Raw genomic sequence first — 21,692 nt, forward strand, 5'->3', positions numbered from 1 at the left:
GACAATGGTTAAACAGAAAACCATCAAGAACGAAATTTCTCTAACCGGAGTCGGACTTCACACAGGGAAGGAAGTAACGATGACTTTCAAACCTGCACCAGTCAACAGCGGATTCTCATTTGTGAGGGTAGATTTAGAAGGACATCCCGTTATTGAAGCTGATGCAAACTATGTTGTAAACACTCAGCGCGGCACTAATTTAGAGAAAAAAGGAGTAAAAATCCAGACTTCTGAGCATGTCCTGGCAGCTTTTGTTGGCTGCGATGTGGATAATGTTATTATTGAACTGGATGCTTCTGAACCTCCTATCATGGATGGTTCCTCAAAATATTTTGTGGAAGCGATTGAAAAAGCCGGAATCCAGGAACAGGATGCCGTACGAAATGTGTATGTTGTTAAAGAAGTAATTTCCTATACTGATGAAGTTACAGGAAGCGAAATATTAATCATGCCTTCTGATGATTATCAGGTGACTGCCATGGTGGATTTTGGGACTAAAGTTTTAGGAACCCAAAACGCAACGATGAAGAGCATCAGTGATTTTAAGAAAGAAATTTCCGAATCCCGAACATTCAGTTTTTTACATGAAATCGAAACCTTGCTTGAGAATGGCCTTATCAAAGGCGGTGACCTGAACAATGCGATCGTATATGTCGATAAAGAAATTTCTGCTGCTACAGTAGAAAAATTAAAAGTGGCTTTTGGAAAAGAAACAATTTCGGTAAAACCGAACGGAATCCTGGATAACCTTACACTGCATTACCCTAACGAAGCTGCGCGCCATAAACTATTGGATGTGGTTGGTGATTTGGCATTAGTAGGGACTAAAATCAGGGGTAAAGTAATTGCCAATAAGCCAGGGCATTTTGTAAACACCCAATTCGCTAAAAAATTATCTAAAATTATAAAAATCGAGCAGCGCAACCAGGTTCCGGTGTATGACCTGAATCAGGAGCCGTTGATGGATATTCATAAGATTATGAGTATCCTTCCGCACCGCCCACCTTTCTTGCTGATCGATAAAATTATCGAAATGTCAGACAGCCATGTGGTAGGCTTGAAAAATGTAACGATGAATGAAAATTTCTTCGTAGGGCATTTTCCGGGAGCACCTGTGATGCCGGGAGTACTTATCGTTGAAGCAATGGCTCAATCGGGCGGAATCCTGATTTTAAGCTCTGTGCCGGATCCGGAGAACTACCTGACCTATTTCATGAAAATTGATAATGTAAAATTCAAGCAAAAAGTACTTCCCGGAGATACATTAGTATTCAAATGTGACCTTATTTCCCCAATCAGAAGAGGGATTTGCCACATGCAGGCCAATGCCTATGCGAATGGAAGACTGGTTGCTGAAGCTGAATTAATGGCACAAATTGCCAAAAAGAACTAAAAATTAAAGTATGAATCAACCCTTAGCATACGTTCATCCGGGAGCAAAAATCGCAAAAAATGTGGTTATTGAACCTTTTACCACGATCCATAATAATGTTGAAATTGGGGAGGGGACATGGATCGGCTCCAATGTAACAATTATGGAAGGTGCCCGAATCGGTAAAAACTGTAATATTTTTCCAGGTGCTGTAATTTCTGCAGTACCACAAGATTTAAAATTTGGTGGCGAAGATTCATTAGCTATTATTGGTGACAACACCACAATCAGGGAATGTGTAACGATTAACAGGGGGACGATTGCTTCAGGACAGACCAAATTAGGCAAAAACTGCCTTGTGATGGCAACTGCGCACATCGCCCACGACTGCCATATTGGAGACAATGCAATCATCGTAAATGGTGTGGCATTGGCAGGACATGTAACTGTAGGTAATTTTGCTATTATTGGCGGACTTGCTGCGGTACACCAGTTTATTAATATTGGTGATCATGCCATGATTTCCGGTGGCTCACTGGTTCGTAAAGATGTACCTCCTTTTACCAAAGCGGCAAAAGAACCGCTTTCGTATGTTGGGATCAATTCTGTAGGATTGAGAAGAAGGGGATTTACACCTGAAAAAATCAGGGAAATCCAGAATATCTATAGAATCTTATACCAGAAAAATTATAATACCACACAGGCTTTGGGAATTATCGAAGCAGAAATGGAAGCAACACCGGAACGGGATGAAATTATCCTTTTTATCCGCAATTCTTCCCGTGGGGTAATGAAAGGGTATTCCGGAATCTATTAGGAGAATCACTGTAAAATTGAAATAAACGAATTATAAAATAAAAAAATAAATGGCCAGTACATCAGACATCAGAAACGGATTGTGTATCAAATTCAATCACGATATTTATAAAATCATCGAATTCCTTCACGTAAAACCAGGAAAAGGCCCTGCATTCGTACGTACAAAATTAAAAAGCCTTACAAACGGAAAAGTATTGGACAATACCTTTTCTGCAGGTCATAAAATTGAAGAAGTACGTGTAGAGACTCATAAATTCCAATACCTGTATGCTGAAGGAGATGACTATAACTTCATGCATATTGAAACGTTTGAGCAAATTGTATTGAACAAAGATATTCTGGATGCTCCGGGTTTATTGAAAGAAGGAGAAAATGTGATGGTAATCATCAATGCCGAAACAGAAGCACCACTTTCTGTGGACATGCCGGCTTCTGTAGTATTGCAAGTGACCTATTCTGAGCCAGGTGTAAAGGGGAATACTTCTACCAATGCCACTAAACCCGCCACGGTGGAAACAGGCGCAACCATCAATGTGCCTTTGTTCATTAACGAAGGGGACAAAATTAAAATTGATACTGCGACAGGTTCCTATATGGAACGTGTAAAAGAGTAATATTTTTAAAATCCCTTTCGGAAGCGAAAGGGATTTTATATTTTTATAAAGCCTGATATCCATCCCATGAAATTTTCAAAAATTCATTCCCTTAAACAAATTGCAGATCTTATTCAATGCGAATTTGTAGGTGATCCTGAATTCCCAGTATTGGGAATGAACGAAATCCATGTCGTAGAAAGTGGTGATATTGTTTTTGTCGACCATCCGAAATACTATGATAAAGCATTACAATCGGCAGCAACGATTATTTTAATCAATAAGCACGTTGATTGCCCAGAAGGAAAGGCTTTATTGATTTCTGATGACCCTTTTCGAGATTTTAATGTGCTGACGCATCATTTTCGCCCGTTTCAGGCGACCAACACGAGTATTTCACTTAGTGCCACTATCGGTGAAGGGACTTTTATCCAGCCCAATTGTTTCGTAGGAAACCATGTGACTATTGGAAAAAATTGCGTTATTCATTCGAATGTATCGATTTATGACAATACTGTTATTGGAGACAATGTCATTATTCACGCTGGAACCGTATTGGGAGCTGATGCTTTTTATTATAAGAAAAGAGAAACCGGTTTTGATCAGCTGCTTTCCGGAGGTCGCGTTGTAATTCAGGATAATGTGGCAATCGGCGCACTTTGTACTATTGACAAAGGTGTTACAGGAGATACAACCATCGGTGAAGGTACAAAAATAGACAACCAGGTGCATGTAGGCCATGATACAGTAATCGGAAAAAAATGCCTCATTGCTTCACAAACCGGAATTGCGGGCTGTGTTATTATTGAAGATGAAGTTACCCTGTGGGGACAAGTGGGGACTACCAGCGGGATTACCATCGGTGCCAAAGCGGTTATTTTAGGGCAAACAGGAGTTACAAAGTCCGTAGCCGGAGGAAAATCGTATTTTGGAACGCCTATAGAGGAATCCCGGGAAAAACTCAAACAATTAGCGAATATCAAGAAAATACCGGAATTGCTCAAAAAAAACAAATAATTCTCAGAACGATGAAAACCCCAAAAGATATTGTTTTAGAAGTTTATGCCTCAGATGCGATCCGAAATCCGGAAGCAATGAAAAATTTCCTGCATCCGGAAGCGGTTGTAGAGTGGAATAGTAGTAAGGGATTTCTGAAGCTTGACTATGAGTTGGTTATAGAGATGACCGGTGAATTGGAGAGATCTTATTTGAATTCCAGAGCAGAAATTCACCACATATTGGCTGAAAACAATCTGGTGACCGTACGTTTTACCCATTATGTTACCGCGATTGAAAATCCGGGAGAAGAAACAGCACTGGCTAAATTCTTCATCATTTGGGAAATAAAAGACGGGCAATTATACAGGGGTTTTCAAATGAGCCAGTTGCCATAAAGCGGGTATTTTTAAATTAAATTTATCTCAAATTTAAATTCAAAAAGCTTTATTGTTCGCCCGCAAAAGTCTATTTTTGCATCACAAAATAAAAAATAATTAAAATAATATATCATGAGTGTTTTAGTTAACAAAGATTCTAAAATAATTGTTCAGGGATTTACAGGAAGTGAAGGTACTTTTCATGCTTCCCAAATGATTGAATACGGAACAAACGTTGTAGGTGGTGTGACTCCAGGAAAAGGGGGAACAACGCATTTAGAGCGTCCAGTTTTTAATACTGTTAAAGATGCAGTAGATCAGGCCGGTGCAGATACTACCATTATTTTTGTTCCACCAGCTTTTGCTGCGGATGCTATTATGGAAGCTGCAGATGCAGGTATCAAAGTAATTATTACAATTACAGAAGGTATTCCTGTTGCTGATATGATTAAAGCTTATGATTATATTCAAGGAAAAGAGTGCCGTTTAATCGGTCCTAACTGTCCTGGTGTTATTACTCCTGGAGAAGCTAAAGTTGGTATCATGCCAGGTTTCGTTTTCAAAAAAGGAACTGTAGGGATTGTTTCTAAATCAGGAACATTAACTTATGAAGCAGCAGATCAGGTTGTAAAACAAGGATTAGGAATTACTACAGCTATCGGAATTGGTGGTGACCCGATTATCGGGACTACTACAAAAGAAGCAGTAGAATTGCTGATGAATGATCCTGAAACAGAATGTATCGTTATGATTGGTGAAATCGGTGGTCAATTGGAAGCAGATGCTGCACAATGGATTAAAGCGGATGGAAACAGAAAACCGGTTGTTGGCTTTATTGCAGGTGAAACTGCACCAAAAGGAAGAACAATGGGGCATGCTGGTGCGATTGTAGGTGGTGCAGACGATACTGCTGAAGCTAAAAAACGCATCATGAGAGAAAATGGTATCCACGTAGTAGATTCTCCAGCTGAAATTGGTAAAAAAGTAAAAGAAGTTTTAGGATAATTTCCGAAACTCTTAACGCTATAGAAGTCCCGCAATTGCGGGACTTTTTTTATATTCGTAATTCAGCCCTCACCTATGAAAAAAGCCTTTGCCCCAATCGTGAATCCCGATTCCAAAATTTTAATCCTCGGCACAATGCCGGGCGAAAAATCATTAGAACTACAGGAATATTATGGCAACCGGGGAAATAGTTTCTGGAAGCTGCTTTTTACCCTTTTTGACCAGGAGGTTACTTATGATTATACCATCAAAAAAGCCCTCCTGAAAACGCACCATATAGCCCTTTGGGACGTACTCGAATTCTGTGAACGTACCGGAAGCCTTGACAGCAATATCAAAAATGAAATCGCCAATGATTTCAATACATTTTATAAACAGTATCCTCAAATTGAGCATGTTTTCTTTTCCAGTAAAAATGCAGCAAAATACTATGATGAGTATGTAGGCAGGCATACAGGTATTCAGTATACCACATTGCCATCACCCAGCGGTGCCAATGCCTCCAAAAGTTTTTTACAAAAGCTGGAGGAATGGAAAGCCATTTATGAAGCTTTGCAAGTAAAAAAATACTAAATTTAAGGCTCAATTTAAACTCATATGTTATGTCAAATATTGATTTGATTATTGAAGAACGCCCACGGGATATCGGAGATTTTCTGGTTGGACGGCTGTTGCCTTTTCGTAAAAAGAGAACAGTAGGGCCTTTTATTTTTATTGATCACATGGGGCCGGCTACAATTGCAGCATCACACTATATGGATGTAGACCAGCATCCGCATGTGGGATTGGCTACTTTGACATTTTTGCTGGACGGCGAAATCATGCATAAAGACAGTATTGGAACCGTTCAGAAAATAGCTCCGGGTTCTGTAAACTGGATGATTGCCGGTAATGGGGTAACCCATACGGAACGTACTCCCGAAACACTTCGCAATGGATTGGATCATACCATCCACGGCTACCAGATTTGGGTGGCCCTGCCAAAAGATAAAGAAGATATTGCTCCTGAGTTCCATCATTTTGATCGAAATGACTTACCCAGCTGGAACGATGGTACTACCGAATTTACACTGGTTGCCGGAAAAGGATATGGTAAAGAATCTCCGGTTCCTGTGCATTCGGAATTATTTATGGTAGAAATAAAGAATACCGAAGAATATGTACTGCATACCGAGGGCCAGCTTTTTGGTGAAATCGGGATTTGTGTGGTGGAAGGAGCCATTCAGGCTTGTGAACACCATGTAGAAAAAGGAAATATGCTGGTGTCAAAATTAGAAGATGCCTGTAGCCTGACCATGGCGCCCAATACCCACCTGATCCTTTTTGGCGGACAACCATTACCAGAAGAGCGTTTTATTTATTGGAATTTCGTTTCTTCCAGTAAAGATAAACTGGAAGCAGCCAAAGAGCGCTGGCGTAAAAAAGAATTCCCTAAAGTTCCGGGTGATACTACCTATGTTACGATGCCGGAAGAGATGAAACGATAAGATAAACAATGTAATTATTAGATCAAATAGTGCAGCCTGTATTGTGATAATTCATTTTAAATTTTATATTTACAACAATATAGTAATTTTTATAGCTTTTTATCAATCCTCACTCTTTTAGTGAATTGAGCAGCGCTGTAACGATTCATTTTTAAACAGTGTTTTTTACAGTGATATGATACAGCAATTATCGAATTACCAGCATATTTCATTTGATTTATGGCTTACCCTCATCCGGTCGAATCCTCAATTTAAAATAGAGCGCAACCGGCTTTTTCGGGATTTTTTTAAAATTGAAAAATCTATCGAGGAAGTAAGCACTGTAATTCGTAAATATGATGTGTTGACGAATTATATCAATGAAAGGGTAGGAAAAAATTTTGATACACTTGAAATCTATTTCCTTATCCTTGCTGCTCTCGATGTCGATTTGAATGCAATAGAAATGAAAGAATTCGATGAGTTTTATGCTTTGACGGAGTCACTTCTTTTAACGCACAAACCGCTATTGCTGGATGAGAAATTCCCACAAAAGCTGGAAGCGCTTCACAACCAGGGAAAATCCATGAATATATTGAGCAATACTGCTTTTATAAAAGGAAGTTCCCTGCGTAAAATCCTGCAGCATTACGATATGGAAGCCTATTTTTCATTTCAGATTTATTCCGATGAAGCTGGTTTTTCCAAACCGAACAACAGGATTTATCAGTTGGCCTATGATGAGATTGTAAAAATCAAAGCAATGGAGAAAAAAGATATCATCCATGTAGGAGATAACAGGATTTCAGATTTTGATGGTGCAAAAAAGTTTGGATTTAATGCTTATTTAATGGTTTAATTTATTTTAATGATTACAAATTACAGTCTACACCGTATTACGGATCAGGAGTATTCTCCATTTTCGGAATCAGATTACAGCAAGTTTAAATTTGGTGATGATGCCATTGCTAAAACATTTGCCGATGCCTTATTTGAAGGATTCATCAGTGAACATGCCGACCTTATTTTGCAGCATGAGGAAATTGTCATATTGCCAAGTCCGTATCTCGCCATTCCAACAGCTTCCAATCGTCTCAGTTTTTATTTCAAAACACGAATGAACCAGTTTCTGTTTGAAAATGAAAAGATGGCGTTAAAGGAATCAAAGATCTACCGAAATCAAACGTATGTGACGGATTATGGCGCATTGGATTATACCGAAAGGGTAAAGCTGATTTCCAATGATACCTATTATATTGATAAAAATATTGTCGAAGGCAAGCTTTGTATTTTTATGGACGATATCAAAATAACGGGAAGCCATGAATTTATCATCAAAAAAATACTGGATGAATATAAGGTCCAGGGCCATTTTGTATTCGTGTATTTTGCAGAATTATTAAATAAAGACATACACCCTAATATTGAAAACCATTATAATTACTTCCATGTGAAGACAGTGGAGCATATTATAGGGCTCATCAACCAAAAAACATTTGATTATAATACCCGTATTGTGAAGTACATTTTACGGCTGGAAGTTCCGGATCTCATTCTTTTATTGCAATCCATACCGCAATCGAGAATCGATACCCTTTTTCATCTGGCAGTGAGTAATAACTACCATACGATTACAGAATACAAAGAAAATTTAAAATCAATACATAAAAAAAACAGCAGATTATGGCTATCAATTTACAAAAAGGACAACGTGAAACACTTAACGCTCCCAAGTTTATAATTGGATTGGGATGGGACACTAACAGCTCCAGCACAGGGGCATCTTTTGATTTGGATGCGTCAGTATTTATTATGGGAGAGAATAAAAAAATTCTTTCTGATGAGCATTTTATCTTTTACAATAATTTAAAATCGCCGGATGAAGCGGTAGAACATAAAGGAGATAACCTTACGGGTGATGGCGATGGCGATGACGAACAGATTATTGTCGATTTGTCTAAGATTGATCCGAGGACTTCTGAAATTTGCGTGGTAGTAACCATACACGATGCAGATGCCAGAAAACAAAATTTTGGTCAGGTGCGAAACTCATTTGTCCACATTCTGGATGCTTCCAATAATACAGAATTGGTGAAATATGAACTGGAAGAGGATTTTTCAATAGAAACAGCGGTAGAGTTCGGAAGGATCTACAAGCGCAATAATGAGTGGAAATTTGAAGCTGTTGGCGTAGGAATGAAAGGCGGACTTCAGGATTATTTAAATAAATATAACTAAGCTATGGCAATCAATTTAGAAAAAGGGCAACGGATCAACTTAGAAAAAAGTAACGGTACAAAACTTCAGAATATCTGCGTAGGCGTAAACTGGGGGGCAATTGAAAAGAAAGGTATCTTTGGTGGTATCACTAAAGTGCCAGTAGATCTTGATGCCAGTTGTGCGGTATATGATGCGTCGAAAAATAATATTGATACGGTAAGTTTCAGGAAATTGCGTTCCAATGACCAGGCGATCAAACACAGTGGGGATGATTTAACCGGGGATATGAGTGGTGATGACGGACTTGACAATGAAGTGATAACTCTTGATTTTACAAAATTATCGCCTTCGGCAAATTATGTCGCTTTTTTCATCAATAGTTTCCGCGGCCAGGATTTTAAAGATATTCCTTTTGCCTCCATCCGCATTTATGAAGGCCTGCCAACGCGTGTAACAGAAGTTTTCGCAAAATACGATATTGCACATGACAAATCATTTGAAGGGGCAGTATCCATGGTCTTAGGGGTATTTTATAAAAGAAATGAAGAATGGAAATTCAGTGCCATCGGTACACCAACGAGAGACCGTAAATTAGAGGAAACCGTAATCACAATTCAGCAAAATCACCTGTAATAGAGCAAAAATGGAAAACAATCAAATAATTGTACAGGAAAATAACAGCCTGATTGACAAAGAAGGTAATGTTAATTTGCAAAATGCTACAGACGCCGATATTTCAAATTACAAATCCTTATCAGGCCAACTGAATGAAAATGACGTCAACTCCATATTAAATTTTGGAGCCGAAATCCAAAATTCCATTTCCAAACAGAGTGATACTTTTTTATCCTCAGTAAGGACATATAATTCCGGTGAAGTAGGGACACTGATCAATGATCTTTTGACCGAACTGAATTATGTGGATGTGGATCAGTTGAATCAAAGCCCATTCAAGCGTTTTATTTCCAAAGTGCCCCTTTTGGGCAAATTGGTGGTGGATGTGCAGAAACTTTTCCAACAGTATGATAAGATTACCGTAAATGTTGATAAAATAAGCAACAAGGTAAAAGCCGGAATGATCAATTCCGTAAGGGATAATTCTTCGTTGCAAACCATGTTTGATGGCAATGTCAACCTGATAAAGGAAATGGAAAAGCATATTATTGCCGGACAAATCCGTTTCAAAGAGCTGAATGAAGAACTGGCAGTGATGGAAGGAAATAGTAGCCAATATCAGGATTATCAGATTTCAGATAAGAAAAACTACATTAACAGGCTTGATAAGCGCCTGGCAGATATGAAGATCGTTCGTTTTATCATGCTACAATCTCTGGCGCAGATACGGGTTGTACAAAATAATAATACTTCTATTGCAGAAAAAGCACAGTCGATTTTAACAACAACGATGCCGGTATGGAAAAACCAGCTTACTTTGGCGGTAGCTTTACAACGTCAGAAACAAAATATTGAAGTACAGCGCCGTGTTTCGGAAACGACCAACACGATCTTACAGAAAAATGCTGAAATGCTGAAACAAAACAGTATTGAAGTAGCGAAGGAAAATGAGAATACTATTGTTTCGCTTGAGACTTTGAAAATGACAACCAAATCGCTTATTGATACGCTTACAGAAGTAAAACAAATCCATGAGCAGGGTGCTGAAACCAGAAGGCAACTGGATGCTGGTTTACAAAGCCTGGAAGCAGAATTAAAAAAAGGAGTTATAAATTAAGGGGAGGATCGTAGATGCATCAGGACGATGATGAAATATTTATTCCAATTATCAGGGATAGCAAAAAGAAATTACAGACGTTAAAAATAGTATCCAATTTTTTTAACCATCCCGTTCTTTTTGCTGTTTTGATACGCACCAAAGTCATTCATAACCTGTTTGAAAATAATCGAAGCCTGGATAGTAATAAGCTGGAATTGTTCCACCTGCAATACACCCAAAGCCTGATTGATCTTTTTCAAAAGCTAAAAAAAACAAAGGAACAGAATTATTTGCTACTGGCCGATGAGATCTATATTAATGATGATTTTATCGGAAAGCTGAAACTCGAAATCGATGCCAGTTTTTTCCGGGATGTAGCCTATAGCCATGCCAAAAACCTGTCATTGAAAATTGAGCAACTGTACAAAGGTTTTGCCTTTGAGAATCTTGAAGTATTCCATTGGAATGAAATTACTGAGTTTTCCTCCCGGAGAGCAAATGAGTTTTACCGTGAAATAAGCAAAGAACAGTTTGACCAGTTAGTTGCCCATCATCACAATAATGTATATGAAAACAAATTTGTGACTATTGAGAAGAAACTTCTGGGAAGGCTCAACATCCATAAGTTCCGGATCAAATTCACCTGCGGATTAAAGCAGGGAAATGAACTCCTGGAGATCTATGAGTTTGTAGATTCCAATGATCGTTTTGTATTCCATATCAGTGAAAAATCATTTTACTTTTTAGATGATGACAATACCAAAGGAATTGACTTGTCAAAAAACCAATCGGTAAAAAAGCAAATTATCGATGGGCTTCAGGAAAAAAACAGGCAGCTCACAGCACAGCAGGAAAGTCTTAAAACACAACTGTCAAGCGAAGTTGAGGCCGTTTTAGAGAGTTATGCCGCGAAGATTTCAGAAGTGGAATTCCTGAATGATTTGCAGAATGTAGATGAGCAAACCAATATTTTAAAAGCAATGTTAAACATAAATATTAATTCAAATAATGGCAATTAATTTAGAAAAGGGGCAACGTCAGCAAATTAGCGCTCCAAAATTTACAGTAGGCTTGGGGTGGGATAATAATTCCAGTGCAACCGGTGAAGCATTTGATCTGGATGCTTCTGTTTTTATTATTGGTGCCAATGGTAAAATTCTAAGCGATAATCACTTTGTATACTACAATAACCTAAAGTCACCGGACGAATCTGTAATCCATACGGGAGATAACCTTACCGGTGATGGCGATGGTGACGATGAAAAAATATTGATAGACCTTTCCAAAATTTCAGCAGATGTAGTGGAAATCTCTTTTGTTGTTACGATTCACCAGGCAGAAGCCAGAAGACAGAACTTTGGACAGATTAGAAATTCCTTTATGAGGATAATCGATACTAACAATACGGAATTGGTGAAATACGAGTTGGACGAGGATTTTTCAATTGAAACTGCTGTAGAATTCGGAAGGATCTATAAGCGTAATAATGAATGGAAATTCGAAGCAGTAGGTTCCGGAATGAAGGGCGGATTGCAGGATTTCCTGAGCAAATACAATTAAAGAGCATAACCTAATCAAAAATGATACGCATGGCAATTAATTTAACCAAAGGTCAGAAAATTGACCTGACTAAGGAGAATGGGGATAAACTGACTAATTTTTGCATCGGGGTGAACTGGGGGGCTATAGAAACAAAAGCCTTTTTTGGACTCTCTAAAAATGTTCAAAAAATCGATTTGGACCTAAGTTGTGTTTTGGTCGATGGTAACAATACCATTTGTGATCATTTATATTCTCTATTATACCGTGTGGAAGTTTTACAGCAATTTGGACTTCCAAAAGGGAAATTGCTGACATCAGATGGAGCTATGAAACATACTGGAGATGATCTGGAAGGTGATACAGGTGGTGATGATGGTATTGACAATGAAATTATTACAGTGGATTTAAGCCGGGTAAATCCAAATGTTTCCCAGATATTCTTTTTCCTGAACAATGCGGGGAAAGAAGATTTTTCACAAATTCCATATGCTAAAATCAGGATGTACGAAGGGACACCGACTCGTGTAAACGCTGTTTTTGCTTCGTATAACGTGGCTGCAGAACCGCAATACAGAGGAAAACAATCCATTATTATGGCAAAACTGTACAAGAGAAACGGCGAATGGAAATTTAGTGCTGTTGGCGATCCCACAGAAGATACTTTTTTAGGACAAACAATTCAGCGCATTGTAAAATCCTATCTCTAATTAGAGACTTCTGGATCGATGTATGGTGAGCAGGTCCATCCATGAATTGAACAATACAATAAACAATCAAAAAACATAATCAAGTAACCAATTTTTTTTAATTTCATATATAATGGATAATTTAATTAATCACCCCGGCCTTATAGGAACATTTGCCGTTGTAGTTTTAGTCATGCTACTCTTAGACTTAGGTGTTTTTAACAAAAATAGTCATGTGGTCACCAATAAAGAGGCGATCATCTGGTCTGTGGTATGGATCAGCCTTTCCATGCTTTTCAGCGGATTCGTATATCATTATGCCGGAATGGAAAAATTTTCCCAGTTCCAGTCTGCTTATTGGATTGAAAAAGCACTATCGGTCGATAACTTATTCGTATTTATTCTCGTATTTGGCTTCTTTAATGTACCCAAAGAAAATCAGCATAAGGTATTGTTCTGGGGTATCATCGGGGCATTAATATTAAGGGCTTTCTTCATCTTTACCGGTGTAGGGCTTATTAAGCTGACGTACCTTCCGGAGATGGTTATTTTTGGTTATAGCGTTCAAATCAATGTCATACTGACTTTATTTGGAGCATTCCTGATTTATGCCGGCATAAAATCCTGGTTTGCAGAAGATGATGATGATGAAAATAAAGATTTTAGTAAAAGCCCGGGAGCCCGAATGGTAACCAAACTTTTCAAAGTGAGTAAAAACTATGATAAAGACAAATTCTTCACGATAGAGAATGGAAAGAAGCTCGCTACGCCCTTATTAGTAGTTGTAGGAGTAATTGAATTTACAGATTTACTTTTTGCCGTAGATTCAATCCCTGCGATATTTGCAATCGCGCCTGATGATCCGTTTATACTCTATACTTCAAATATTTTCGCAATCTTAGGATTAAGAGCGTTGTATTTCCTTTTGGCAAACTTTATACATTTATTCAGCAAATTAAAATACGGATTAGCAATTATCCTGACCTTTATCGGTGTGAAAATGGTAATTTCTCCGTTCTTCCATATTGAATCCCTTCATTCGCTAATTGTTGTGGGAAGTGTATTGGTACTTTCAGTAGTAGCTTCTTTGCTTTTCCCAGAGAAACCGGAAAATGAGATAGAAGCATAAGTAGAAATGCCGTTTATGTAGGTAATTTATAAAGCAAAAAGCCCTGTTCATTGAGATGAACAGGGCTTTTTTATAGTTAATGGTTTTCTGTAGCTGTTATTTTTAAATAAGGGTAGCTTAACGTATACCGTATAATTTAATATATAAAATAGGGAGCATATTTAATGTAATATTTCATGGCTATACTACAGTTGATCCAGGTCGATACGGAGGAATATCCTTTTGCTGCTTTGGTAATTATTTCGTTTTTCATAACCTTATTATTTGATAGTATAAATTTGCGAAAAGATTAAAATCTAAGTGTTATACCATTTTTAATTATGTTTATATGATTTCCATTTGATCAATTTAAATGAGATGCAGCAGTATAAATATCTAATATTCCAACTCCCGTAAGGCTTGTCGTACTCTTTTTTCATTCATTCGCTCGAGTTGGTGTAGTGCCTCAATACCATTTTTCGCACAGCCATCAATTGTCTGGAAACCTTTTATAAAATGTGTAAGTTGCGTTGCTTCTTCCTGTGTCAGTTTCGGTAAAATCAATTTTGTAAATTGCTTGAAATCATGGTGGAGTGCGGTATGTTCATAATATTCTGCTTTCAAATCGTTATAGTATTCTTTGATGTCTTTGCTAAGCTCGCCACCATAAGTAGTATTGATTTCTGCATATTCCTTTTTTATTTTCTCTTTACTGCTGCTAAATAATCCCATACAATTTTCTTGGTTTAAAAGTTTTGATGCTGCAATATGATTAATTTTTTGGAGTACTTTTTTAGCTGGAGATTATTAATGTATTATTTATATTCTATAAAAAAGTCTGGAAATACCGATGAAATGGACACTTGGCACAAAAAGAATAATAATAACATAATAGTTAAATCATTACAAATCAATATTTTTATACGTATTTATAATTATAACTTATATGGACCTAACAGGCAATAAAGCGCATACAACTCCGGAAGATCTCTTTTTTGACAGGGATATCAGCTGGTTGTCGTTTAATGAAAGGGTATTATTAGAAGCCAAGGCTCAGGAAGTGCCTCTTTTTGAACGTATAAAATTCCTGTCCATTTATTCTTCCAATCTGGATGAATTTTATAGGGTGCGTATTCCTTCCCTGATGGCTTTAAAAAAAATTGCCCAGAAAAAAGTAGAAAACAATACCCTTTTTCAAAATACCTTAGATACAATTCAGCATATCGTAAACCAGCAGCAGAAAGTTTTTGGCACTATAATGAATGGATTGCTACCGGAACTCCGGAAAGAGCATATCCATCTTGTCTATGATGAGCCAATCCCTGCAAAGATACACCAACAGGTAACCGATTATTTTTTTACAGAAATCCTTTCATTCCTACAAATTGTACAGATTACTGCAGCGACTGAATTTTTTCCTGAAAATAATAAATTATATAAGATTGTTATTCCACAGGATCAGGAGGAATCAAATGCCGGTAGGATTGTAACGATACCTTCGGACGACCTGCCGCGATTTTTTAGTACAGAAGACGAGGGCGTACTGTATATTATTTTTATAGATGATATTATAAAGTTAGGGCTACCATTAGTATTTAAAAATGAATTGCTGTCGGATTATAACTTTAAAGTAACGCGTGACGCTGCGTTAGAACTGGATGATGAATACGATGAAAGCCTGGCGGAAAAAATGGAGAAGAAAATTGCAAAGCGCGATTTTAGTTTTGCCACACGTTTCTTATTTGATTCCCGTATGCCCGCACCATACCTGCAACTTCTGATTGATTGTTTTAAATTGAAGGATGCCACAATAGTGCTGGGCGGGCCTTACCATAATCTTAAAGACCTGGCGACACTGCCCATCCATAATCCAAAATTAGCATACCCCAAAATAACTCCGGTACCATACTTTTTGGATAGTAATACAATGCTATTCGAGAAAATTGCGGAACGTGATATTCTCCTTAATGTACCATATGAATCCTATACACCCGTTTTGCGTTTTTTTAATGAAGCGGCAATTAATCCCCAGGTAAAAGAGATCTATGTTACATTATACCGTGTTGCCAGTGATTCCAGAATTGCCAATGCACTGATCAGTGCAGCGCGAAATGGTAAAAAAGTGACTGTCATTGTAGAGCTCAAAGCCCGGTTTGATGAAGCCAACAATATCAAATGGTCTAAATTTCTGAAAAAGGCCGGCGTAAAGATTATTTATAGTATCCCATCCTTAAAAGTCCATGCTAAGATTGCACTGGTAAAATTTTCTGAGGAAAGTGCCCTTCCTGTATTGGGATTATTGGCTACTGGTAATTTAAATGAAAATACCGCCCGTTTTTACACCGATCATATCATCATGACACCAGATCCAAAGCTAACCCATGAACTTGAAAAATTATTCCGGCATTTGGGAGATATTAAAAAAATATCAAAAACCAATAAGACTATTTTTAGCCATCTTTTGGTCGCTAAATTTAACCTTCGGGATCGTTTCATAGCCTTGATTGACCGCGAAATAGAAAATCAGAAAAGGGGCCTTGCTGCGGGAATTACACTAAAAATGAATAATCTGGAAGAAAAAAAGCTGATTGGAAAATTATATGAAGCTTCAAATGCAGGAGTACACATCAATTTGATTATCCGTGGGATTTGTTGCCTTATTCCGGGGGTGCCACAAATGAGCGAAAATATTGTCGTTCATAGGATTATTGACCGTTATTTGGAACATGGAAGAATCTTTATTTTTAAAAACAATGATGATCCGCTGGTTTATATGGGATCGGCCGATTGGATGAATCGTAATATTTACAATCGTATTGAAGTCTGTTTTCCTATTTATGATGTGGACATAAAAGAAGAAATTATGGCAATCGTGCAGTTACAGTTGGAAGATACTTTAAAAGCCGTATTGCTGGATAGCGAATTGCATAATGTGCCTTTTAAAGAGGCAGGAAAGGGAGATAGTGCACAACAAAAGATATACGAATATACCACAAACAGGAAAACTACTTAGCGGACTATTACCAATACAATAGTCTATCAAAGTAGTATTTTACAAGGAGATTTTGAAAGAGTATCAGTTATCATACGAATAACGGAAAGTCATACTCATTGTCATATACATCTCTGTCTTCTGTCTCGTCTTTAGTATCCTCGAATTTATTTCGGAAAATTCTATTTAGGAATGCTGTAATCAGATGGTAAAGTTTTAGTATCATGATATTTTAATTACTGGTGATTGATTGAATATAGTATGGTCTATTAATAGAAAACGGCTTAATCATGGGAATGATAAGCCGTTTTCATTAGATACAACTAAGAAATCCCTTAGGCTCTTATGTAGTTGCATTTTTTGCTGTATCGGCTGCATCATTAGCAGAACTTGCTGCTTTTTCAGCATATTTTTTACCTGTATCAATTGCAGCATCAAGTTCTTTTCCTGCTGAATCTTTTAGGTTGTTGAATTTATCTTTGACGTTGGAAGCTAAGTCTCCGGCTTTATCACAGATCGAATCAAAATCGATCAGGCCTTTCTTTTTACAAATTACTCCGGCTACTGCTAAGGCTGCAACTCCCGCTGCGATTCCTAATATTAATTTTTTGTTACTCATAAAATACTGTTTTAATTAGTTAATTCTTTTTTTCCTTTATCTCCATCTCAACAAAAAATGCTGTGATAGAAAGTGGAGCTTTTTATTCCTAAAAAACTCCACTATGAATAAAGAGTTTGGTTGGTTGGTTATAACATTACAAAGTTGCTGAAATCCCGGAAGAGTTGTATTACAACTTTAATTGGATAGTTTACACAATTCCCATATTAGCTTTATTTTAAGAAAATTACGAATAATAATTATCATGGAATTTGAAGGTAATTTCTTTGTAAACCTGATCGTTAGCGTAGTACTTTTAGAATGAAACTAAAAAAAAACGCTCCCGGATAGGAGCGTTTTTATAAACTATAAAAAATGATTTATTTCGCAGTCATGTTTTTCATTTCTTTTTCAATCATGTCGTAGAACTGATCAATTTTTGGAAGTACCACAATACGTGTTCTTCTGTTGATTGCTCTGTTTTCTGCACTGTTATTGTCTACTAAAGGAATATATTCACTTCTACCGGCAGCAATAAGTTGTTTTGGATTAACGTTCAATTCCTGTAACACACGGATAATAGAAGTAGAACGTTTAACACTCAAATCCCAGTTGTCTAACAATACACCATTAGATTTGTAAGGTACATTATCAGTATGCCCTTCAACCATACATTCGAAATCTGGTTTGCTGTTTACTACTTTTGCAACTTTCGCCAATACTTCTTTTGCACGGTCACTTACATTATAGCTACCACTTTTAAACAATAATTTGTCTGCTATAGAGATAAAAACCACTCCTTTTTCTACGTTGATCTGGATATCCGGATCGCTGATTCCTACAGAGCTTTTTAAACTGCTTACTAAAGCAAGCGTTACAGAATCCTTACGGGTAAGTGCATCCTGAAGACGGGTGATCTTAAGGTCTTTTTCTTTCATGCTTTCCAATGACTTCTCAAGGTTTTGAGCTCCTTTAGTAGATAACGTGGTAATATTACCCATGTTATTCATTAAATCAGAGTTGTTTTTCTTAAGATATTCTACCTGGCCAGCCATTGCTTCTCTTTCAGTAAGACAAGTGTTCAGTTTTACTGTAGCTGTATTCAACAAATCCTGGATTTCTTTGTTTTTGCTTTCTAATTCAGCAATCTTCTTCTTGGTACCACAAGAGGTTGACAATAAAGCTACTATTGAAAGTGCTAAAATGACTTTTTTCATAAGTTTCGTTTTAATTGAGTAATGTTACAAAGTTAGTAATAATAAAAAAAATAGTCATAAATTGATATAAACTATTGTTAATTTTGGTTATCAAAGACTTTGCCATTTTTAAAATAATAGCGGTAAACGATGCTGTTAATAGTGTAATATTTTTCGGACTGGTAGGTGCCCCTCTTTTTGTAATTCTGCATAAAATTCCTGTAGAAGTCATAATGTGCCCTGAGTATGGCCCATAGATGGGATGGTTTGCCTTGAAGCAAGAAAAGAATCCCTATCGGGCCATCCTGGACAAGCCGCATCAATAATGTTGGAAATAGTTGGTGCTTGGGCAGGTTTTTAACCAACATGTATAATGAGTTCCTAAAATTCAGGAATGTTTTTTGGGAACTTCCGGTTTTAAGCGTAGCGCCTCCAACATGGTATACTGTAGCGCTGCCACAATAGTAGATTTTATAACCTTTATTGAAAGCCCTCCAGCACAAATCAATTTCTTCCTGATGTGCAAAAAAATCACTATCAAATCCTCCCAGTTCACGGTATACCGATTTTCGGATGAAAAAACAGGCACCGGATGCCCAGAAAATTTCAATGGTGTCATTATATTGCCCGGTATCTTTTTCAAGCGTGTTGAGAATTCTGCCACGGCAATAGGGAATACCGTATTTATCCAAATAGCCACCACCAGCACCGGCATATTCAAAATAACTTTTGTTTTTAAAATCGAGTATTTTCGGCTGTACAATTGCCGTTAACGGATCCGTTTCAAAAAGCGCTATAGGGTCGGTCAGCCAATTGGGGGTTACTTCAATATCAGAATTCAATAAAACATAATACTCTTCTTCAACCGACTTTAGCGCCTCATTGTAACCTTGGGCAAAACCATAGTTCTGATTATTTTGGATGATTTTAATGTTGGGATACTCGGTCTGTATATAGGCTATGGAATTGTCTGTAGAGGCATTGTCGGCGATATATATAACGGCACCGGCAGAATGCTGTAGTAGTGCCGGAAGAAATTGTTCCAGTAACTGCTTACCATTCCAGTTGAGTATTATAATGGCTGTAGTGTGTTGTGTCATAACTGTAAAATCAACTGTTTTTATTTTGATAATCCGGTAGCTCCTGTAAGAAATTATATTGTTCCTGCTCAAAATCCATCTGGCAAAAATAATGATTGAGGCCGTTGGTTACCATCAGGTATTCGGCTTTCATAGTCATATTATACCGCGCAATCTGATCGAATGTAATCTGGGAGATCGAAATATCAGCAGACTTGCATTCTACCAGGATAAAAATACTGCCATCTGTATTGAAAACGACCACATCATAGCGTTTGGTAATGCCATTAATTTTGAGCAGTTTTTCGACATTGATCATTGATTTTGGGTAGCTTTTGGCTTCAAGAAGGTAACGGACTACATGCTGACGGACCCATTCTTCCGGAGTGAGGATTACAAATTTTTTACGGATTTCATCGAAGACCGCAATTTTATTTTCGCTATTTTTGAAACGAAATTTATAAGCAGGGAAATTCAGTTGATGCATAAGGCAAATGTAATTTGAAAATTCGGAACTTAAAAAGCTGGAGATTTATATTTACCATAAATTTGCAGCCAAGCCAACCCAATACATGAAATGGACGAAGTAGTAAAAATTGTAAACGAAATAAAGCAGGGAAATATAAAGCCTATTTATTTTCTGATGGGTGAGGAGTCCTATTATATCGATAAATTATCGGAATATATTGAGCAAAATATACTTGCAGAAGAGGAAAAAGGATTCAATCAAATGGTATTGTATGGACGCGATGTTACTATTGATGACATTGTTTCCCATGCTAAGAGGTATCCTATGATGGCCGATCGCCAGGTTGTAATTGTTAAAGAAGCCCAGGAACTCAGTCGTACAATTGACCGCCTGGAATCCTATGTTGAAAATCCACAGCCCACGACAGTACTGGTATTTTGTTACAAATATAAAACCCTGGACAAACGCAAGAAACTTACGAAGTTATTGGGCCAAAAAGGGGTAGTGTTTGAAAGTAAGAAACTCTATGAAAACCAGATCGGGGACTGGATCAAGCGGGTGCTTTCCGGGAAAGGCTATACCATTGAACCCAAAGCGGCAGCCATGCTTGTTGAATTTTTGGGAACCGACCTGAGTAAAATCAATAATGAATTGGAAAAACTGCAAATCATATTACCCAAAGGCGGGACAATTACACCCAAGCTGATTGAAGATAATATTGGATTCAGCAAGGATTTTAATGTATTTGAATTACGAAAAGCATTAGGGGAGAAAAACCAGCTCAAGGCGTATCAAATTGCCAATTATTTTGCAGAAAATCCCAAGGATAATCCTATTGTAGTGACGACAAGCCTGGTATTTTCTTTTTTTCTACAATTGCTGCAATACCACGGGCTAAAAGATAAAAATCCCAAGAATGTAGCGTCCGTACTCCGGGTGAATCCTTATTTTCTTAAGGATTATGATGTAGCACTCCGCAATTATCCAATGCGCAAGGTGAGCCAGATTGTAGCTACTTTACGGGATGTCGATGTAAAAAGCAAAGGGGTGGGTGCCAATGCATTGCCACAGTCCGATTTACTTCGGGAAATGTTATTTAAAATTTTTAATTAGCAGCCGGCACCCTTAGCGAACAGATGTAACTTGTTATGATCGTTTTACCAATTAAAATTTCGATATTTGTAATGCTATCAGAATAAGAAAAAATATGGGAATGAATAAAAATACAATTTTAGGATGGGCCACTTTTATTATGGTTCTTATGGGACTATTATTAATTGCGCTCGGGATATTCAAATACAGCGAATTAGCAGGATATGGTTTTTCGGCTGTAGGAATAGGTTTCTTCGCTATCGCCTGGGTTTTTAATGCGCTTAAAGGCAGGGTATAATCCATTAATAAACTATTATCGAATAAAAGAATCCGCTAATTGGCGGATTCTTTTGTTCTAGCATACT

26 protein-coding genes are annotated in these 21,692 nt (G+C 37.4%); 20 read left to right on the forward strand and 6 right to left on the reverse strand.

Annotation, left to right across the window (positions count from 1 at the left end; all coding sequences use genetic code 11):
- Positions 1-4: 4 nt before the first annotated feature.
- The 17 genes from FK004_RS13365 (at position 5) to FK004_RS13445 (ending at position 13,922) form a co-directional block, all read left to right on the forward strand.
- A complete protein-coding gene (locus tag FK004_RS13365; protein ID WP_108738845.1) occupies positions 5-1,393 on the forward strand; it encodes a bifunctional UDP-3-O-[3-hydroxymyristoyl] N-acetylglucosamine deacetylase/3-hydroxyacyl-ACP dehydratase in 1,389 nt (462 codons plus the stop codon).
- Positions 1,394-1,403: 10 nt separating this feature from the next.
- Positions 1,404-2,189: an acyl-ACP--UDP-N-acetylglucosamine O-acyltransferase gene (gene lpxA, locus FK004_RS13370; RefSeq protein WP_108737707.1), complete on the forward strand. Its 786-nt coding sequence runs from the start codon at positions 1,404-1,406 to the stop codon at positions 2,187-2,189.
- Between the two features lie 49 nt (positions 2,190-2,238).
- Complete coding sequence (efp, locus tag FK004_RS13375) at positions 2,239-2,805, forward strand: elongation factor P (protein WP_108737708.1); 567 nt, start codon at positions 2,239-2,241, stop codon at positions 2,803-2,805.
- A 66-nt stretch (positions 2,806-2,871) separates the two neighbouring features.
- Entirely contained in the window at positions 2,872-3,801 is a 930-nt protein-coding gene (locus FK004_RS13380) for a UDP-3-O-(3-hydroxymyristoyl)glucosamine N-acyltransferase (RefSeq protein ID WP_108737709.1), read from the forward strand.
- 11 nt (positions 3,802-3,812) lie between these two features.
- The gene (locus FK004_RS13385; protein ID WP_108737710.1) at positions 3,813-4,178 is read left to right on the forward strand and encodes a nuclear transport factor 2 family protein; all 366 of its coding nucleotides are present in this window, start codon (positions 3,813-3,815) and stop codon (positions 4,176-4,178) included.
- A gap of 114 nt (positions 4,179-4,292) precedes the next feature.
- Positions 4,293-5,165 carry a succinate--CoA ligase subunit alpha gene (sucD, locus tag FK004_RS13390; protein WP_108737711.1) on the forward strand — a complete coding sequence of 291 codons (873 nt, stop codon included), beginning with the start codon at positions 4,293-4,295 and terminating at the stop codon, positions 5,163-5,165.
- 75 nt (positions 5,166-5,240) lie between these two features.
- Complete coding sequence (locus FK004_RS13395; RefSeq protein ID WP_108737712.1) at positions 5,241-5,738, forward strand: DNA-deoxyinosine glycosylase; 498 nt, start codon at positions 5,241-5,243, stop codon at positions 5,736-5,738.
- Positions 5,739-5,767: 29 nt separating this feature from the next.
- Entirely contained in the window at positions 5,768-6,652 is an 885-nt protein-coding gene (locus FK004_RS13400) for a pirin family protein (protein WP_108737713.1), read from the forward strand.
- Positions 6,653-6,827: 175 nt separating this feature from the next.
- Positions 6,828-7,490 (forward strand): HAD family hydrolase, encoded by a 663-nt coding sequence (locus FK004_RS13405; RefSeq protein WP_108737714.1) that lies wholly within the window; start codon positions 6,828-6,830, stop codon positions 7,488-7,490.
- A 9-nt stretch (positions 7,491-7,499) separates the two neighbouring features.
- A complete protein-coding gene (locus FK004_RS13410; protein WP_108737715.1) occupies positions 7,500-8,372 on the forward strand; it encodes a phosphoribosyltransferase family protein in 873 nt (290 codons plus the stop codon).
- On the forward strand, positions 8,315-8,869 hold the full coding sequence (locus FK004_RS13415) for a TerD family protein (RefSeq protein WP_108737716.1): 555 nt from the start codon (positions 8,315-8,317) through the stop codon (positions 8,867-8,869). The genes FK004_RS13410 and FK004_RS13415 overlap by 58 nt, the downstream gene beginning before the upstream one ends.
- 3 nt (positions 8,870-8,872) lie before the next feature.
- Positions 8,873-9,484: a TerD family protein gene (locus tag FK004_RS13420; RefSeq protein WP_108737717.1), complete on the forward strand. Its 612-nt coding sequence runs from the start codon at positions 8,873-8,875 to the stop codon at positions 9,482-9,484.
- Between the two features lie 10 nt (positions 9,485-9,494).
- Positions 9,495-10,583 (forward strand): toxic anion resistance protein, encoded by a 1,089-nt coding sequence (locus tag FK004_RS13425; protein ID WP_108737718.1) that lies wholly within the window; start codon positions 9,495-9,497, stop codon positions 10,581-10,583.
- Positions 10,584-10,597: 14 nt separating this feature from the next.
- Complete coding sequence (locus tag FK004_RS13430; RefSeq protein ID WP_108737719.1) at positions 10,598-11,584, forward strand: hypothetical protein; 987 nt, start codon at positions 10,598-10,600, stop codon at positions 11,582-11,584.
- Positions 11,574-12,125, forward strand: coding sequence for a TerD family protein (locus tag FK004_RS13435; protein ID WP_108737720.1), 552 nt, complete (start codon positions 11,574-11,576; stop codon positions 12,123-12,125). The genes FK004_RS13430 and FK004_RS13435 overlap by 11 nt, the downstream gene beginning before the upstream one ends.
- A gap of 29 nt (positions 12,126-12,154) precedes the next feature.
- Positions 12,155-12,814: a TerD family protein gene (locus tag FK004_RS13440; protein ID WP_108737721.1), complete on the forward strand. Its 660-nt coding sequence runs from the start codon at positions 12,155-12,157 to the stop codon at positions 12,812-12,814.
- A gap of 112 nt (positions 12,815-12,926) precedes the next feature.
- Positions 12,927-13,922 carry a TerC/Alx family metal homeostasis membrane protein gene (locus tag FK004_RS13445; protein ID WP_108737722.1) on the forward strand — a complete coding sequence of 332 codons (996 nt, stop codon included), beginning with the start codon at positions 12,927-12,929 and terminating at the stop codon, positions 13,920-13,922.
- A 375-nt stretch (positions 13,923-14,297) separates the two neighbouring features.
- Here FK004_RS13445 and FK004_RS13450 read toward each other — a convergent pair whose 3' ends face one another.
- A complete protein-coding gene (locus FK004_RS13450; RefSeq protein WP_108737723.1) occupies positions 14,298-14,633 on the reverse strand; it encodes a hypothetical protein in 336 nt (111 codons plus the stop codon).
- A 214-nt stretch (positions 14,634-14,847) separates the two neighbouring features.
- On the opposite strand from FK004_RS13450, the gene ppk1 reads away from it, so the two are divergent.
- Complete coding sequence (ppk1, locus tag FK004_RS13455; protein WP_108737724.1) at positions 14,848-16,914, forward strand: polyphosphate kinase 1; 2,067 nt, start codon at positions 14,848-14,850, stop codon at positions 16,912-16,914.
- A gap of 70 nt (positions 16,915-16,984) precedes the next feature.
- Here the strand turns inward: ppk1 and FK004_RS19575 are convergent, their stop codons facing one another.
- From FK004_RS19575 to FK004_RS13475, 5 genes are all read right to left on the reverse strand, one after another.
- The gene (locus tag FK004_RS19575; RefSeq protein WP_262497649.1) at positions 16,985-17,119 is read right to left on the reverse strand and encodes a hypothetical protein; all 135 of its coding nucleotides are present in this window, start codon (positions 17,117-17,119) and stop codon (positions 16,985-16,987) included.
- A gap of 117 nt (positions 17,120-17,236) precedes the next feature.
- Positions 17,237-17,512 carry a hypothetical protein gene (locus FK004_RS13460; protein ID WP_108737725.1) on the reverse strand — a complete coding sequence of 92 codons (276 nt, stop codon included), beginning with the start codon at positions 17,510-17,512 and terminating at the stop codon, positions 17,237-17,239.
- A gap of 359 nt (positions 17,513-17,871) precedes the next feature.
- A complete protein-coding gene (locus FK004_RS13465; RefSeq protein ID WP_108737726.1) occupies positions 17,872-18,708 on the reverse strand; it encodes an OmpA/MotB family protein in 837 nt (278 codons plus the stop codon).
- Positions 18,709-18,785: 77 nt separating this feature from the next.
- Positions 18,786-19,787 (reverse strand): glycosyltransferase family 2 protein, encoded by a 1,002-nt coding sequence (locus tag FK004_RS13470; RefSeq protein WP_108737727.1) that lies wholly within the window; start codon positions 19,785-19,787, stop codon positions 18,786-18,788.
- Between the two features lie 10 nt (positions 19,788-19,797).
- On the reverse strand, positions 19,798-20,253 hold the full coding sequence (locus tag FK004_RS13475) for a type I restriction enzyme HsdR N-terminal domain-containing protein (protein WP_108737728.1): 456 nt from the start codon (positions 20,251-20,253) through the stop codon (positions 19,798-19,800).
- A 90-nt stretch (positions 20,254-20,343) separates the two neighbouring features.
- On the opposite strand from FK004_RS13475, the gene holA reads away from it, so the two are divergent.
- Both holA and FK004_RS19335 read left to right on the forward strand, forming a co-directional pair.
- A complete protein-coding gene (holA, locus tag FK004_RS13480) occupies positions 20,344-21,348 on the forward strand; it encodes a DNA polymerase III subunit delta (protein WP_108737729.1) in 1,005 nt (334 codons plus the stop codon).
- Between the two features lie 100 nt (positions 21,349-21,448).
- Entirely contained in the window at positions 21,449-21,625 is a 177-nt protein-coding gene (locus FK004_RS19335; RefSeq protein WP_193844341.1) for a CAL67264 family membrane protein, read from the forward strand.
- Positions 21,626-21,692 lie beyond the last annotated feature (67 nt).

The organism is Flavobacterium kingsejongi, assembly GCF_003076475.1.
In the GTDB taxonomy this organism is placed as follows: Bacteria; Bacteroidota; Bacteroidia; order Flavobacteriales; family Flavobacteriaceae; genus Flavobacterium; species Flavobacterium kingsejongi.

Coding starts and splice junctions, on each gene's coding strand:
- FK004_RS13425 (WP_108737718.1), top strand. CDS start 9,495: ATGGAAAACAATCAAATAATTGTACAGGAAAATAACAGCCTGATTGAC.
- FK004_RS13395 (WP_108737712.1), top strand. CDS start 5,241: ATGAAAAAAGCCTTTGCCCCAATCGTGAATCCCGATTCCAAAATTTTA.
- FK004_RS13410 (WP_108737715.1), top strand. CDS start 7,500: ATGATTACAAATTACAGTCTACACCGTATTACGGATCAGGAGTATTCT.
- ppk1 (WP_108737724.1), top strand. CDS start 14,848: ATGGACCTAACAGGCAATAAAGCGCATACAACTCCGGAAGATCTCTTT.
- FK004_RS13430 (WP_108737719.1), top strand. CDS start 10,598: ATGCATCAGGACGATGATGAAATATTTATTCCAATTATCAGGGATAGC.
- FK004_RS13435 (WP_108737720.1), top strand. CDS start 11,574: ATGGCAATTAATTTAGAAAAGGGGCAACGTCAGCAAATTAGCGCTCCA.
- FK004_RS13445 (WP_108737722.1), top strand. CDS start 12,927: ATGGATAATTTAATTAATCACCCCGGCCTTATAGGAACATTTGCCGTT.
- FK004_RS13440 (WP_108737721.1), top strand. CDS start 12,155: ATGGCAATTAATTTAACCAAAGGTCAGAAAATTGACCTGACTAAGGAG.
- efp (WP_108737708.1), top strand. CDS start 2,239: ATGGCCAGTACATCAGACATCAGAAACGGATTGTGTATCAAATTCAAT.
- FK004_RS13465 (WP_108737726.1), bottom strand. CDS start 18,708: ATGAAAAAAGTCATTTTAGCACTTTCAATAGTAGCTTTATTGTCAACC.
- FK004_RS13415 (WP_108737716.1), top strand. CDS start 8,315: ATGGCTATCAATTTACAAAAAGGACAACGTGAAACACTTAACGCTCCC.
- FK004_RS13365 (WP_108738845.1), top strand. CDS start 5: ATGGTTAAACAGAAAACCATCAAGAACGAAATTTCTCTAACCGGAGTC.
- lpxA (WP_108737707.1), top strand. CDS start 1,404: ATGAATCAACCCTTAGCATACGTTCATCCGGGAGCAAAAATCGCAAAA.
- FK004_RS13385 (WP_108737710.1), top strand. CDS start 3,813: ATGAAAACCCCAAAAGATATTGTTTTAGAAGTTTATGCCTCAGATGCG.
- FK004_RS13420 (WP_108737717.1), top strand. CDS start 8,873: ATGGCAATCAATTTAGAAAAAGGGCAACGGATCAACTTAGAAAAAAGT.
- FK004_RS13450 (WP_108737723.1), bottom strand. CDS start 14,633: ATGGGATTATTTAGCAGCAGTAAAGAGAAAATAAAAAAGGAATATGCA.
- holA (WP_108737729.1), top strand. CDS start 20,344: ATGGACGAAGTAGTAAAAATTGTAAACGAAATAAAGCAGGGAAATATA.
- FK004_RS19575 (WP_262497649.1), bottom strand. CDS start 17,119: ATGATACTAAAACTTTACCATCTGATTACAGCATTCCTAAATAGAATT.
- FK004_RS13460 (WP_108737725.1), bottom strand. CDS start 17,512: ATGAGTAACAAAAAATTAATATTAGGAATCGCAGCGGGAGTTGCAGCC.
- FK004_RS13380 (WP_108737709.1), top strand. CDS start 2,872: ATGAAATTTTCAAAAATTCATTCCCTTAAACAAATTGCAGATCTTATT.
- sucD (WP_108737711.1), top strand. CDS start 4,293: ATGAGTGTTTTAGTTAACAAAGATTCTAAAATAATTGTTCAGGGATTT.
- FK004_RS13470 (WP_108737727.1), bottom strand. CDS start 19,787: ATGACACAACACACTACAGCCATTATAATACTCAACTGGAATGGTAAG.
- FK004_RS13475 (WP_108737728.1), bottom strand. CDS start 20,253: ATGCATCAACTGAATTTCCCTGCTTATAAATTTCGTTTCAAAAATAGC.
- FK004_RS13400 (WP_108737713.1), top strand. CDS start 5,768: ATGTCAAATATTGATTTGATTATTGAAGAACGCCCACGGGATATCGGA.
- FK004_RS19335 (WP_193844341.1), top strand. CDS start 21,449: ATGAATAAAAATACAATTTTAGGATGGGCCACTTTTATTATGGTTCTT.
- FK004_RS13405 (WP_108737714.1), top strand. CDS start 6,828: ATGATACAGCAATTATCGAATTACCAGCATATTTCATTTGATTTATGG.